The organism is Gordonia sp. NB41Y (assembly GCF_030718915.1).
GTDB lineage: Bacteria > Actinomycetota > Actinomycetes > Mycobacteriales > Mycobacteriaceae > Gordonia > Gordonia desulfuricans.
The window spans coordinates 4,647,056-4,660,880 of sequence record NZ_CP132196.1; the positions used below are offsets into that span (position 1 = coordinate 4,647,056).

A 13,825-nucleotide genomic window follows, 5' to 3' on the forward strand; every position below is an offset into this window, starting at 1 on the left:
CGCACAGACCCTCCACACATACGCAGAAACGCCGCCTCCGGGGCGGCGTTTCTGTGGAACTGTGGACGGTCTGGCGGCTATGTGGCGGTGAGTCCGCCGTCGACGACGATGGTCTGGCCGGTCATGTACCCACCGGCCGGCGATGCCAGCCACACCGCGGTGGCGGCGAGTTCGGCGGGATCGCCGGTGCGGCCCAACAGGAGTCGCGGCATCTGCGAGTCGAGGTAGCCGGGGGCGTAGCCGTCGGTCATCTCCGACTTGAAGAAGCCGGGGGCCAGGGCGTTGACGCGGATGCCGCGGCGGGTGCCCCACTGCTGGGCGAGGTCACGGGTCAGACCGATGATCGCGGCCTTCGACGCACTGTAGGCCGCCTGCGGCAGCCCGGCGGTGGTGATGCCGAGGATCGACGAGATGTTGATGATCGCGCTACCCGGCTGCATCACCCGCCCGGCCGCCTGGGCCATCCAGTACGAGCCGTTGAGGTTGATGTCGACGACGTCGCGGAACTGCTGCGGGGTCTCCTTGGTGGCGGGCACGGCCGTCCCGACGCCCGCATTGTTGATCAGCACGTCCACGTGTCCGAAGGTCTCCATCGCGGAGTCGATGGCGCGCCGGCAGGCATCCGGGTCGGCGACGTCGGTGGCCACCGACAGCGGCGTGCGGCCGAGGGCCTCGACCTTGGCCGCGGTCTCGGCGAGCCGATCGGTGCGGCGGGCGGCGAGCACCACGTCGGCGCCGGCCTCGGCGAAGGCGGTGGCGAACGAGACGCCGAGGCCCGACGACGCGCCGGTCACCACGACGACCTTGTCGGTCAGGGAGAACATGTCGAGCACGGACACTGGTGGAGCTCCTTGGGTCGTGTGTGGAGTGGTGCGGCACATCTGTGACGTGCGGCACCCTGCGTGACATGCAGAGTACTAGAACCGAGCGTGCGTTCGGTCGGGACCCTGCTCGCCGATCACAGCCAGGCGGGATCGGTGTCGAGGGTGGTGCGATCGAGGGCGGCGAGCAGCTCGAACTGGGCGGCGGTCTTGGGCAGCTCGTACCGGAAGAAGTACTGGGCCGCAGCGCGTTTGCCGTCGTAGAAGTCGCCCGACTTGTCGCCGGCGGCCAGTAGCTGCTCGAGCCACATCCAGCCGATGACGAGGTGTCCGGCGGCCTCGAGGTAGGCGGTGGCGTTGGCCAGCGCCAGTGCCGGGTCGCCGGTGGACCAGACCTTGGCGGTGGTGGCGACCAGGGTCTCGACGCGGCTGCGCAGGTCGTCGGCGTAGGCGGCCAGGGCCGGTTGTGCGGCCGCGCGGGTGAGGGTCTCGCCGATGGTCTCGACCAGCAGTTGCAGGCCCGCGCCACCGCGCATGATCACCTTGCGGCCCAACAGGTCCAGGCCGTGGATGCCGTGCGCACCCTCGTGGATCGGGTTGAGCCGGTTGTCGCGGTAGTACTGCTCCACCGGGAACTCGCGGGTGTAGCCGTAGCCGCCGTGCACCTGGATCGCGAGGTTGTTGGCCTCCAGGCACCACTGCGACGGCCACGACTTGGTGATCGGGGTGAGTACGTCGAGCAGGAGGCCGGCCCGCTCACGTTCGGCGTCGTCACCGGTCTGCTGCAGGTCGACGAGCTTGCTGCAGTAGAGCCCGAGTGCCAGGGCGCCCTCGACGTAGGACTTCTGGGCCAGCAGCATGCGCTTGACGTCGGCGTGTTCGATGATCGGGATCGGCTTGGACTCGGGGTCCTTCTGGTCCACGGGGCGCCCCTGGGTGCGCACCTTGGCGTATTCGAGGGAGGCCAGGTAGCCGGCGTAGCCGATCGTGGTGGCCAGGAAGCCGACACCGATCCGCGCCTCGTTCATCATGTGGAACATGTAGGAGAGGCCCTGGTGTTCTTCGCCGACGAGGTAGCCGACCGCGCCGGGAACGGAGTGAGCGGGCGGCGCGAAGGTGCCGTCGCCGAAGTTGAGCAGGCAGTTGGTGGTCGCGCGGTTGCCCATCTTGTGGTTGAGGCCGACCAGGGCGACGTCGTTGCGGGTGCCGTCGGGCAGGAACTTGGGGACGATGAACAGCGAGATGCCCTTGACGCCGGGGCCGCCGCCGGGTGCCTTGGCCAGCACGAGATGCACGATGTTCTCGCCGATCTCGTGGTCGCCGGCGGAGATCCACATCTTGGTGCCGGTGATGCGGTAGGTGCCGTCGTCGGCGGGGACGGCCTTGGTGGTGATGTCGGCGAGTGAGGAGCCGGCCTGCGGCTCGGACAGGCACATGGTGCCGAAGTAGCGGCCTTCGACGATGGGTTTGACCCAGGTGTCGATCTGTTCGGGGGTGCCGTACTCGGTGAGCAGGTTGGCGTTGCCGATCGAGAGGAAGGCATACGACGACATCGCGGCGTTGGCGGCCTGGAACCAGGCCTGGGAGGCGCGGGCGACGACGGCCGGCAGCTGCATGCCGCCGAGTTCTTCGTCGAAGGTGCCGGCGATCAGCCCGGCCTTGAGGAATTCGGTGATCCCGGAGGTGATCTCCTCGGGGAGGACGACGCGTCCGTCGTCGCCGACGTAGGGCTCGTTGGCGTCGCCGAGGTGGTTGACCGGCGCGAAGCGGCTGGTCGCGATGTCGGCGGAGAGCTCGAGGACTGCGTCGAAGGTCTCTTTGGAGTGTTCGGCGAAGCGCGGCCGGGTGGTCAGCGATTCGACGTCGAGCCATTCGTAGAGCAGGAACTCCAGATCGCGACGGGACAGGGCGTCGGCCATGACTCTCCTCCGAGGGTGATGCGTTTCCTAAGCGAGTGCTCATTTTATGAGCACTCGCTTATACTGCCTCGACGGTGGTGTGACGTCAACCATGCGGATACCGACGCAGGGGTCGGGACGAGGGAGGTGGTCGGGTGACCGAGGTGCGCAATGCCGGACCGGGTCGGTCCGGTGCGGCCGGATCTGCTGCGGCGCAACGTATCCGCGACGCGGCGATCGAGTCCTTCGCCGAGCACGGCTACGCCGGGACCTCGACGCGTCAGATCACCGCGCGGCTCAACATGAGTGCTGCGGCGATGTATCCGCACTTCCGGTCCAAAGAAGAACTGCTCTACTCGATCGCACTCGAGGGTCATCATCAGGTCAACGATGCGATCGCCGCGGTCGACGACCCGGCCGGGACGTACCGGGATCGCCTGCGACTGGTGGTTGCGGCCTTCGCCGGCTGGCAGGCCGAGCATCACGCGCTCGCCCGGGTGGTGCAGTACGAGATGCGCGCCCTGACCCCCGATCATTTCCGCGTCATCGCGGGGCTGCGCCGGGAGATCACCGCGCGGCTCGACGAGATCGTGCGCGGGGGTGCCGAGACGGGGGAGTTCACCGTCGACGACGCCGACGACGCGGTGCTCGCCATCTCGTCGCTGTGCGTCGACGTGTGCCGATGGTTTCCCAGTCGCGCACACCGGGATCCGGTCGCGCTGGGGCAGGCCTATGCCCGCACGGCCGAGCGGATCGTCGGCGGATCCGCGCGCTCTGGGTGAGGGCGTCGGTATCGGACGGGGTTACCGATTCCGACCGGGGAACGGGGTGTAGTGGCGGCGGGCGCCGGCGGCGACCACCTCGGTGAGTGCGGCGCCGTCGAGGACGGCGGGTGTGCCCCCGCCCACCGAACGCAGGTACACATCCGAGAGCCACTCCACGAGTTCGAGGTTGTCGCAGGCGGTTTCGATGGTTCCGCCGACGGCCACCGACCCGTGGTTACGCATCAGTGCCGCGGTGCGCTCGTAGAGTGCGACCTGGATGACCTCGCTGAGCTCGGTGCTGCCGAAGACCGCATACGGGGCCACTCGCACCGATCCGCCGAGGGTGGCCGCGGCGTAGTGGATCGGCGGCAGTTCGTCGACGATGTTGGCCACGGCCACCGACGACGCCGGATGGGCGTGCGCCACCGCGGCGACCGACGAGGTGCGGTAGATGCCGAGGTGGATGTGCAGCTCGGAGTTCGGGCGGTACCGGGTCGGCACGGACACCGTGCCGTCGAGATCGACCACCACCAGCTGCTCGGGATCGAGGGACTTCAGCCGTGAGTCCGACGGGGTGATCAGCACCTGGTCGCCGACGCGCACCGACAGGTTGCCGCTGGTCCCGGTCGCGAGCCCGGCGGCGGCGAGTTGATGGGCTGCCGCACACAGGGAGGCCCGCTGATCGTCGATGTCCACCCATCCGACGGTAGACCGTTTGCCTGATTCACGAAGTGCGAACCCTCAGCCCTGACGTGCCTTGAAACGGGGGTTCCCCTTGTTGATGACGAAGACACGTCCACGGCGGCGCACGACCTGTGAGCCCGGCTGCTTCTTCAGTGAGCGGAGGGACGAACGAACCTTCATGACAACTCCTTAGTGAAAGTGGTTGTCATTTATATTAGCGGTGGTCGTGTCACGCCTCGCACGGGGTCAGGTGACGATCCCGAACTCCTTGATCTTGCGGTACACCGTCGCCCGGGAGATGCCGAGCGCCTCGGCGGCGGCCGCCTTGCTGTTGCCGTTCTCCTCCAGGCTGCGCACGATCGCGTCGCGTTCGAGGGCCTGGATACGGGTGAGGGTGTGGCGTCCGGTGGTGCGGCACCGCGGTGGCAACTGCCCCACGCCGATCACCCCCGACCGTTGATGGGTGACCACCTCGCGCAGCGTCTGGCGCAACTCGGCCACGTTGCCCGGCCACGAGTACTTGCCGAGCACCGTCATCGCCTCGCGGGCCACGGTGAGTTCACGGCCACGGGTCAACTGCCGCAACAGGGTCGGCACCAGCTCGTGCAGGTCCTCGATCCGGTGCCGCAGCGGCGGGACCTCCACCGTGTGACCGAAGAACGGGAGCAGCATCGACGACGGATCGCCATGTGCGGCCTGGGTCGTCACGCCGAGGAGACCGGCATGCTCACGGCCGGGCAACAGGTCGGCGATGGCCTCCTGCGTCTGCGGGGAGAGGCGGTCCAGATCCCGGATGATCACCCCGAAACCGTCCCGCTCGAGCTCGGCGGCCAGTGCGTCGACGGTGTCGTCGGAATCGAAGTCCTCGGCGGCGAACACCCGGACCGTGTTGGGCAGCAGGCGTTCTGCGGCGGCACGCAGGATCGCCGTGCGGCCCGATCCGGCCTCCCCCGACACCGCGATCCAATGTCCGGCGCGGACATGTCCGACGACGCGCGCACAGCACTGCCGCCACGACGAACTGCGGCCCACCATGCCGGGCAGGACGGAGTCCTCGGTGCGGACCGGCGCCGACGGTGGCGTCGGACCCGGATCGACGAGGTGCACCCGGAACACCGACACCTGGCCCTCGGGATCGCAGTGATCGGTCACCGGGGTCAGCCGGGCGACCCGGCCGGAGGGCAGCGTGCCGATCCGGCTGCCCGCGGGTCCGGGCGAGGGGTCGACGGCGCACTCGAGCAGGGTGAGCTGGTCGGCGGCGTCGACGCTGTGGCGCAGCCTGCGGTTCATCAGCACCACGTCGCCGGCGATCCCGAGCACCATGGTCTGCGGCGCCCGGCGACACGATGCGAGGTAGGCGTTGAGCAGCCGCGATTCGCGTTCACTGGCCTGGGAGAGCATCCGTTGCACGATCTGCGAGGTCGCCGACTTGGCCAGCGACAGCAGCAGGCTCGACGGATGCTCCTCGGTGCAGGTGAGGTCGAGTGCGCCGACCACCGCGCCCGAGATCGGGTGCACGATCGGGACACCGGCACACGAGAGCCGGTTGAGGGCCTCGGCGTAGTGTTCGGCGCCGATCACGAGGGTCGGCTGCCGGCTCTCCAGTGCGGTGCCGATCCCGTTGGTGCCGACGAACTCCTCGCTGTAGCAGTAACCGGGGGCGAGACTCACGTCGTCGAGCAGGGTGCGCAGCCGCCGGTGTGCCGTGGTCCGGGACAAGACCATGCCGTCCGGGGAGGTCAGGACGATGCTGACCGGTTCGGCCGCCAGGTCGTCGGCGAGCTGGTCGATGACCGGCTGCGCGGCGCTGACCAGGGGGCTCTCCAGGTTGGGTTCGCGGACGAACGGCAACTGCAGACGGTCGGCGTCGACGTTGAAGGCGCGTGACCGCTGCCATGACGTGGAGATCGGGTCACGGACGGCATCGTCGAGACGGTTGTCGGCGAGGAAGTCCTCCCGCGCACGCGCGATCGCGGGAGGTGTGGACGACACCCGTCGGTGGACGGTCGGGGTGATGGGCTGTGAGGTCACCGAGCAAACGACTCCTGTGTGATGTGGGTCTCACATCTGGTCCGAGTGTACGGGGGAGGGCCGGTCACGATCAACGCCGTGGGCGTCGGAGTCGCCCGGATCGTGACCGGCCCAGATCGTGGCCGGACCGGTGGCTGACGAGTCCGGTCCCCCGCCGTCGATCAGTAGATGTTGGAGGGACGGACCATCCCCTCGGCCAGATCACCGAAACCGGGGGGCGGGGATCGCGCCGGGATTGCCGGCCACCTCCTCGACGATCGCCGTCTCGGTGGTGATCAGCAGTGCGGCGATCGACGCGGCACTGACCAGTGCGGCCTTGGTGACCTTGCACGGATCTATCACCCCCTCGTCGAACATGTCGCCGTAGCGGCCGGTCAGCGCGTTGAAACCGTGGCCGAGGGGGAGCTCGCCGACCACCTCCACCACTTCGTCGCCGTCGAAGCCGGCGTTGGTGGCGATCCACCGCAGCGGTTCGGCGAGCGAGTTGCGGACCACCTGGATGCCCACCTGCTCGTCACCGGTGGCCTCCAGTGGGGTCAGCACCCGGTGCGCCTGGGCGAGGGCGGTGCCGCCGCCGGAGACGATGCCCTCCTCCACCGCGGCGCGGGTGGCCGCGAGCGCGTCCTCCACGCGGAGCATGCGTTCCTTGAGTTCGACGCTGGTCACCCCGCCCACCCGGATCACCGCCACGCGGCCGGTGAGCCGGGCCATCCGCAGTTCCAGGCTGTCGCGGTCGGCGTCGATCCGCGCGCGGTCCAGCTGTGCCTGCAGATGCCGGACCCGGGCGTCGACCAGCGACTGCTCGCCGTGGGCGCCGACCAGGGTGGTCTGGTTCTCGGTGACCGTCACCCGATCGCAGGTGCCCAGGTGGTCGATGCTCACCTCGGTGAGTTCGATCCCGGTGTCGCGGGCGATCACATGCCCGCCGAGCGCGACCGCGAGATCCTCCAGCTCGGCCACCCGCCGATGCCCGAATCCCGGTGCGCGCACCACGACCGACTGCATCGTCTTGTGCATGTTGCCGCCGACGAGCAGCTGCAACGCGGGCCCGTCGACGTCCTCGGCGAGCACGAGCAGCGGACGGTCGGCACGCTTGGCCACCTCGATCGTCGGCATGATCTCCTGCACGCCGGTGATCTTCTTGTTGGTCAGCAGCACCACCGGATTGTCGAGGACGGCCTCCATCCGGTCGTGGTCGGTGACCATGTAGCCGGAGATGTAGCCGTGGTCGAACTCGATGCCGTCCACCACGTCGACGGCGAGACCGATGGTGTCGCTCTCCTCGGTGGTGATCACCCCGTTCTTGCCGACGTGTTCGACGGCGGTGGCGATCACCTCGCCGATCACCTCGTCGTCGCTGGCGGCCAGTCCGGCGATCCGCTCCAGATCCGAGCGGCCGCCGATCTGGACCGCCTGGGAACCCAGGGACTCCACGACCGCGGCCACCGCACGTTCGATCCCGCGACGCACCCGCATCGGGTTGGCGCCCTGGTCGACCGCGCGCAATCCCTCCCGCACCATCGCCTGGGCGAGGACGGTGGCGGTGGTGGTGCCGTCGCCGACCGCTCCGTTGGTCTTCATCGCCACCTCCTTGACCAGCTGGGCACCCATGTTGGCGAACGGATCGCGCAGCTGGATCTCACGGGCGATCGTCACACCGTCGTTGGTGATGGTCGGTGGTCCGGTCAGCTTCTCCAGCACCGCATTCCGGCCCTTCGGGCCCAATGTCACCTTGACCGCGTCGGCGAGGGCGTTGACGCCCCGCTCCAGTCGCAGCCGCGCTTCGGCGTTGTAGCGCAACTCCTTGGCCATGTTCTCCAACCTTTCTGGTGCTTCCCGGTGGGGAAGGTGTGGTTCTCCGAGTGGGTCCGCGAGGCCGGATGTGCCGGCGCCGGGCGGGATCGAGTGACGATGATCGGGTGGACTGCGGTCAGGGGATCAGGATGGCGCGCCCCCTGACCCGGCCCGCGTCGAGATCGTCGAGCGCCTGCTGGAAGTCGTCGAGGCGATAGGTCACGGTGTGCAGCTTCACCTTTCCCTGCGCGGCGAGGATCATCAGCTCGTTCAGATCGTTGTAGGAGCCGACCAGGTTGCCGATGAAGTTGATCTCGGTGGAGATGATGTCGATGGTGGGGACGTCGATGTTCTCGCCGTAGCCGACCACGAAGTAGTTGCCGGCCCGTCGCAGCATCGCCACGCCCTCGGCGGTCGCCCCGCCCTCGCCGACGAAGTCGAGCACCGCCTCGGCACCGTGTCCGCCGGTCAGCTCGAGGACCTGTTCCACCGGGCCGTTCGCCTCGCTCTCGCCGGCGGGGGCGGTGATCCCGACGTGCGCACCCACCTCGACGGCCAGGGCGACGGCGTCGGGGTTGCGGTCGACCACCACGATCCGGACCCCCGAGATGGCGGCCAGGACCTGGATTCCGATGTGCCCCAGTCCACCTGCGCCGATCACCACACAGGTGTCGCCCGGCCGGGTCATCCGGGCGACCTTGGCGGCCGCGTGATAGGCGGTGAGTCCGGCGTCGGCGAGGGCCGCGACGTCGGCCGGTTCGAGCGAGTCGTCGATCCGGACCACGCTGCGCGCCGACGTCTTCAGGAACTCGGCATATCCGCCGTCGGTGTCGATACCGGGGAACTTGCTGTTCTCGCAGTGCACGTCGTCACCGGCGCGGCACGCCCGGCACAGCCCGCACGTGATCAGCGGATGCAGGATCACCTTGTCGCCCACGGCGACGTTGGTGACCTCGTCGCCGATCGCCTCCACCCGGCCGGCATTCTCGTGGCCGATCGTGTAGGGCAGGGCGACACCGGATTTGGCCTCCCATTGGCCTTCCAGGATGTGCAGATCGGTGCGGCACACACCGGCACCGCCGATCCGGACGATCACGTCGAACGGTCCGGTGATCTGCGGGTCGGGGACCTCGTTGAGCTGCAACTTGTCGTGGTATCCGACCACCTGGACGGCTCTCATGATGCTGACCTCTCTGTGTGTGGGTCCGGGACTCCGGTGTGGGCGCCGGGGGTGGCCGGTTCCGGGGTGTGTGCGGTGCGCGTGGTGGGCATGGGCAGCATCCGCAGATCGGTGACCACCGGTCCGGAGGTGCCGTCGCAGTCGGTGTCGTCGGCATAGCGGGTGGCCAGCAGCCCCCGGCAGAAGTGGCCGTTGCCCTCCATCGAGATCCGCACCGACCGGGCGAATCGCAGGCGCATCGGGATGGCCTCGGCGGGAAGGGGACTGCCGTCCTCGTCGACCACCACCCGGCAGTTGGGGCAGACGCCGAGTCCGATCTGCACGCGCCGGCGCAGCAGCGCGACCTTGGCGGGGTTCTCCGGCAGATCCCGCAGCAGCAGCTGCGCACAGTCGTCGACGCAGGTGGTGCCGGCGGCGATCATCGGGCTCACCGCGCGTTCCATCGCGGCCGTGTGGGCCTTGCGCAGGAACGTCATCCGCAGTTCGTCGAGATCCTGCTCGGCCTCGACGGTGAACGTGCCCTTGTAGCCTGCATGGGCCGCCAGACCAGCGTTGATCTTGTCCGAATCGTGGTGGTCGTCGAGCATCACCTGCACCCGGCCGATACCGTCGATGTCCTCGAGTGCGTCCAGCGCATCCGAACACATCAGATAGGCGAAGTTCGGGGAACAGAACGACGTCGGCAGCCGCAGGTGTACGGTCACCCCCTCGTCGTCGACGAGAACCGAACGGACGAAACGCAACTCGGTGATCGGTTGGTCGAGCTCCGGATCGGACACGGTGTCGAGGGCGGCCATCACGGCGTCGGTGAGGGCGACGGCCGTGTCGGAGGGATGTGTCGGATCGGCGGTACCGGCGGGGTCACGCCCCCGGTCGATGAGGGCGGTCATGCGGTCACCGCCTCCGGCGCGCCGGCCGCCACCTCCGCACCGGGATCGGGATTCTCGCCCGGCAGCCGCAGATGGTCGGGAACCTCGATGTGCGGGTACAGGTTCGCCGCATTGAGGCCGAGGATCTTCTTCTTGGCCTCGGTGGTGAGCGGGGCGTACTCTGTCATGTCCTCGGGGATCTGGAAGTCCACGAACTTCTCGACGAGCCACTGCGGGGTCCACAGGGCGTAGTCGCTGGAGAACAGGATCTTGTCCTCGCCGATCCAGTACATGAGCTCGCCGATGATCTGGGCAAAGTACCGGGGGCGGGTGTGGATGAACGGGATCGCCACGGCCAGACCGCCGTAGACGTTGGACTCCTGGGTGGCGATCCAGCAGAAGTCCTCCAGCCGGGGCAGGCCGACGTGCTCGATGATGAAGTTGAGCTCGGTGTAGTCGGTGGCGACCTTGTCGACGTCGGCGACGTCGAAGGAGTCCCGGTCGAGCGGGCGGATGGTGGGGCCCTTGTGGACGTGGACGTTGGTGATCCCGAGGTTGATGCACTCCTCGAGGTAGCGCCGCGACCAGTGGTCGTCGAGTTTGTAACCGCGGGAGTCGCCGTGCCATTCGGCGGTGTAGAGCTTGACCCCCTTGAGCTGCATCGCGTCGGCGTCCTTGCGCAGCTGTACCAGGCCGTCCTCGCCGTCACGCGGATCGTAGGCGTGGTTGTAGGTGAGCTTGTCCGGGTTGTCGGCGGCAAGCTTGAGCGAGTCGTCGACCTGGGCGAATCCGTTGACGTAGAAGTCCTTCAGGATGGTCGCCTGGAAGATGGCGTGGTCGGCGGGGCCGTCCTCGAACAAGTCGCGCATGAGGCGGTCGGGGCCGTAGTAGCAGTAGGTGTCGTAGTCCCAGACCTCGTTCTCGGGGCTGAGATTGCGGTGATAGTCGTAGAAGCAGTCGATGAACTGCTTGCCGTGGATGTTGCGCTGGTTGGCCTCGCGTCCGTCCCACAGGTGCACATGGGCATCGACGATGAAGTACTGCTCGCCGTTCTTCTCGTACATCTCTCGCTCGCTTTCTCCGATGGCAGCGATGGCGCTGTTGGGCTGTGGTGGTGCTGTTTGGGCTGGGCTGGTGGTGCGGGTTGTGCGGGGTTGGAAGACGCCGCCGGGACCGTGGGGGCGCAGTCCCGGCGGCGTGGTCTCAGGAGGAGGCGGTGAGGTCGAAGCCGATGAACTCCGCGGCGTCCTCCGGGCTGGCGAACAGCATGGTCCGGTCGTCGAGGTGGACCATCCGTCCGTAGTGGGTGGAGCTGATCTCCTCGAAGATCGAGCCGTCGAAGTCCTGTCCGAGGGCGTCGGTGAGCTCGTCGTAGTCGAAGTCGAGGCGGTTGACCCCGTCCACCCGGATCATCGACGGGTACTCGGTGAGGGAGACGCCCTCCTTGGCCCCCATGACATCGGCGACGACCCGGCCGATCGGGGTGTTCATGAGCGTCACTCCGCACATGTTGGAGAACTCGGTCTGTGCGCCGAACTGCATGGTGCTCACTGGTTCAACTCCTCGGGGATCTCGGTTTCGATGGATTCCAGGACGCTGCGGAACTTGGCGGTGGCGGCGTCGAGGCTGGCGGCGAAGGTCACCGACTTGTCGGCCGGCTGCGACCAGATCGGTTGCAGCGCACGGGCGGCGTCCAGGCAACGGGGAACCCATTCCGACATCCACTCGCCGAACAGTTCCCGGTTGGCCTGGCCGAACTCCTCGTCCCGCGCGAGCATCCGGAACAGGTTGCGGGTGTAGGCCAGGTCGCGGTCGTAGTCGTACTCGCCGGTGCCGACGATGGTCGGGGTGATGTAGTCGCCGTTGGGTGCGGCCACCTGCATGACCAGCTCCGAGCGGAACAGGGAGCCGACGAGCTGCTCGAAGACGATGTTGGAGGCGAACAGCAGCTGGCACCAGTCGCCGACCGCGGTCAACCGTTCCACCGTCTCCCGGACCCCTTGCCACTCCGGGGCATTCATCCAGGTGTCGCGGTGTGCCGAGCCGTCGAATCCGTCCTCGGCCTCGGAGATGTCGAGGTTGTAGAGGGCCAGATCCTGGGCGAACCGCAGCTTGTGGGCGGCGTTCACCGCGACCGCGGTGTTGATCATGTTGGTCGGCCCCGACCGTTGGATCGAGGTGAACACATGCAGCGCCAGGCCGTTCTCGGCGTGCATCCAGGCACCGAGATGGCGTTCGATGAACTTGAGCCACGGCGCATTCCACGAGTCATAGGCACGTGCCCGCTTGGCGTTCTGCAGGCACAGGTCCACCTGGTGCACCACCGCAGAGTTGTTGCGGTAGATGGTCTGGTCCCACTCCTCGTTGGGGTCGAGGAAGGCATGCCAGTTGCTCGAGCGGGCGACGGTCCACTCCTTGGGGTAGCCGCCGGGGCCGTCCCCGAAGCCGTAGATCCAGCCCTGGGTCAGGTGACGTTCGGGATCGGGCTGGACGTCGACGGTGACGTCCTCGTACATGGTGGACCGCTTGCGGGCCGGGGTGTAGTAGCTGTACCTGCGGCTGGTGGAACTCGGGAACACCGCGGCGCCGGCCTCGGCGTCGGTGAACTCGATGGAGGGGAAGCTGCGCTCCCGCGGCTGTGCTGGTGCAGACATGCCTTTCGTTCCTTCTCTTCGGTGATCACCGGTGATGGCTGGTGCCGGTGATCGCGGGGCTGGGTCAGACGGCGGGGGTGGAGAACGCCGGGCTGTTGAACTTGTCGAAGAAGACCTGGTCCTTGGGCACCCCGGCGGAATCGGCCAGGGCCAGGGCGGCGTCCACCATGGGTGGGGGACCGCAGAAGTACACCTCGGTACGGGCCAGGTCGGGTTGGGTGCGGGCGACGATGTCGGTGACGTTGCCGCTTTCCACGGTGATCCCGGCCGGGGCGTCGTCGGCGCACTCCGACAGACACGCGGTGAACGAGAAGGTCTCGAGTTGTGCACCGAGAGAGACGATCTCGTCGAGATAGAACAGATCTGCCGCGGTGCGTGCACCGTAGTAGAAATGCATCGGTCGGGACAGGCCGGTCTGTGCGGCGTGCCGTAGCAGCGACAGTACCGGGGCCATGCCCGCTCCGCCGCCGATTGCCACGATCGGCAGGACCCGGCCGTCCTTGACGGTGAAGTTCCCGAACGGTCCGGTCAGACCGATCTCGTCACCGACTTGCAGTGTGCTGTCGAGGATTCCGGCGAACAACCCACCCGGGTACTTCTTGATCAGGAACTCGAGCCGGTCCGGGGTGGCCGGCGTGGTGGCGAGTGAGAACGACCGTGTGTGATCGGTGCCGGGAATCCTCAGATCGACGTATTGTCCGGCCTTGAACTGGAATCCGTCGGTCCCGGACACCTGCAGTTGCAGCGACACGATGTCTGCGGTCATCGGTTCGATCGCGGTGACGGTGGTGGTGATGTCCTGGATCGGGGCACCGCCGAGCAACTCGTCCTCGTCGAAGTTGAGCAGTTCGATCTCGCAGTCGCCGTAGGCATACGAACGGCACAGCAGGACATATCCCTCCTCGGTCTCGGCGTCGTTGCAGGCGAACGTCGAATAGTCGTCCATCTGGATGTCGCCGTCGAGGACAAAGGATTTGCAGGCCGAACACTGGCCCTCGCGGCAGCCGTGCATCAGGTGGATGCCCTGCCGGAAGGCGGCGTCGAGGATGGTCTCGTCCTCGTCGACCTCCATCTCGATGTCGACGGGTTCGAAGGTGATGCGGTGGGAGTCGGCCACGATGTCTCCTACG

12 protein-coding genes and 1 pseudogene are annotated in these 13,825 nt (G+C 67.7%); 1 reads left to right on the plus strand and 12 read right to left on the minus strand.

Annotated features, from left to right (window positions below; all coding sequences use genetic code 11):
• Positions 1–77: 77 nt before the first annotated feature.
• Together Q9K23_RS20050 and Q9K23_RS20055 are read right to left on the minus strand one after the other, a co-directional pair.
• Complete coding sequence (locus tag Q9K23_RS20050; RefSeq protein ID WP_053777162.1) at positions 78–839, minus strand: SDR family oxidoreductase; 762 nt, start codon at positions 837–839, stop codon at positions 78–80.
• 119 nt (positions 840–958) lie between these two features.
• Positions 959–2,740, minus strand: a complete 1,782-nt coding sequence (locus Q9K23_RS20055; RefSeq protein ID WP_020791815.1) for an acyl-CoA dehydrogenase — start codon at positions 2,738–2,740, stop codon at positions 959–961.
• A 134-nt stretch (positions 2,741–2,874) separates the two neighbouring features.
• Here Q9K23_RS20055 and Q9K23_RS20060 point away from each other — a divergent pair, with 134 nt between their 5' ends.
• Positions 2,875–3,501: a TetR/AcrR family transcriptional regulator gene (locus Q9K23_RS20060; RefSeq protein WP_020791816.1), complete on the plus strand. Its 627-nt coding sequence runs from the start codon at positions 2,875–2,877 to the stop codon at positions 3,499–3,501.
• Between the two features lie 21 nt (positions 3,502–3,522).
• Here the strand turns inward: Q9K23_RS20060 and Q9K23_RS20065 are convergent, their stop codons facing one another.
• The 10 genes and pseudogenes from Q9K23_RS20065 to Q9K23_RS20110 form a co-directional block, all read right to left on the minus strand.
• Positions 3,523–4,179, minus strand: coding sequence for a class II aldolase/adducin family protein (locus Q9K23_RS20065; RefSeq protein ID WP_053777163.1), 657 nt, complete (start codon positions 4,177–4,179; stop codon positions 3,523–3,525).
• A gap of 45 nt (positions 4,180–4,224) precedes the next feature.
• Positions 4,225–4,347, minus strand: a complete 123-nt coding sequence (ykgO, locus tag Q9K23_RS20070) for a type B 50S ribosomal protein L36 (RefSeq protein ID WP_020790990.1) — start codon at positions 4,345–4,347, stop codon at positions 4,225–4,227.
• 66 nt (positions 4,348–4,413) lie between these two features.
• Entirely contained in the window at positions 4,414–6,198 is a 1,785-nt protein-coding gene (locus Q9K23_RS20075; RefSeq protein WP_305950256.1) for a GAF domain-containing protein, read from the minus strand.
• 161 nt (positions 6,199–6,359) lie between these two features.
• Positions 6,360–8,010 (minus strand): annotated as a pseudogene (gene groL, locus Q9K23_RS20080) (chaperonin GroEL).
• Between the two features lie 118 nt (positions 8,011–8,128).
• The gene (locus Q9K23_RS20085; RefSeq protein WP_053777164.1) at positions 8,129–9,172 is read right to left on the minus strand and encodes an NAD(P)-dependent alcohol dehydrogenase; all 1,044 of its coding nucleotides are present in this window, start codon (positions 9,170–9,172) and stop codon (positions 8,129–8,131) included.
• A complete protein-coding gene (locus Q9K23_RS20090) occupies positions 9,169–9,969 on the minus strand; it encodes an iron-sulfur cluster assembly protein (RefSeq protein ID WP_261977877.1) in 801 nt (266 codons plus the stop codon). Before Q9K23_RS20090 ends, Q9K23_RS20085 begins: the two co-directional genes overlap by 4 nt.
• 89 nt (positions 9,970–10,058) lie before the next feature.
• Positions 10,059–11,105, minus strand: coding sequence for an amidohydrolase family protein (locus tag Q9K23_RS20095; RefSeq protein ID WP_020791745.1), 1,047 nt, complete (start codon positions 11,103–11,105; stop codon positions 10,059–10,061).
• Between the two features lie 139 nt (positions 11,106–11,244).
• The gene (gene mimD, locus Q9K23_RS20100; RefSeq protein ID WP_174519075.1) at positions 11,245–11,583 is read right to left on the minus strand and encodes a propane 2-monooxygenase effector subunit MimD; all 339 of its coding nucleotides are present in this window, start codon (positions 11,581–11,583) and stop codon (positions 11,245–11,247) included.
• Between the two features lie 5 nt (positions 11,584–11,588).
• Positions 11,589–12,695, minus strand: coding sequence for an aromatic/alkene monooxygenase hydroxylase subunit beta (locus Q9K23_RS20105; protein ID WP_020791742.1), 1,107 nt, complete (start codon positions 12,693–12,695; stop codon positions 11,589–11,591).
• 64 nt (positions 12,696–12,759) lie between these two features.
• The gene (locus Q9K23_RS20110; RefSeq protein WP_020791743.1) at positions 12,760–13,812 is read right to left on the minus strand and encodes a 2Fe-2S iron-sulfur cluster-binding protein; all 1,053 of its coding nucleotides are present in this window, start codon (positions 13,810–13,812) and stop codon (positions 12,760–12,762) included.
• Positions 13,813–13,825 lie beyond the last annotated feature (13 nt).

Bases quoted from the DNA above. Each gene is read 5' to 3' on its own strand.
- Q9K23_RS20055 (WP_020791815.1), bottom strand. From the start codon at position 2,740: ATGGCCGACGCCCTGTCCCGTCGCGATCTGGAGTTCCTGCTCTACGAA.
- mimD (WP_174519075.1), bottom strand. From the start codon at position 11,583: ATGCAGTTCGGCGCACAGACCGAGTTCTCCAACATGTGCGGAGTGACG.
- Q9K23_RS20090 (WP_261977877.1), bottom strand. From the start codon at position 9,969: ATGGCCGCCCTCGACACCGTGTCCGATCCGGAGCTCGACCAACCGATC.
- Q9K23_RS20095 (WP_020791745.1), bottom strand. From the start codon at position 11,105: ATGTACGAGAAGAACGGCGAGCAGTACTTCATCGTCGATGCCCATGTG.
- Q9K23_RS20105 (WP_020791742.1), bottom strand. From the start codon at position 12,695: ATGTCTGCACCAGCACAGCCGCGGGAGCGCAGCTTCCCCTCCATCGAG.
- Q9K23_RS20085 (WP_053777164.1), bottom strand. From the start codon at position 9,172: ATGAGAGCCGTCCAGGTGGTCGGATACCACGACAAGTTGCAGCTCAAC.
- ykgO (WP_020790990.1), bottom strand. From the start codon at position 4,347: ATGAAGGTTCGTTCGTCCCTCCGCTCACTGAAGAAGCAGCCGGGCTCA.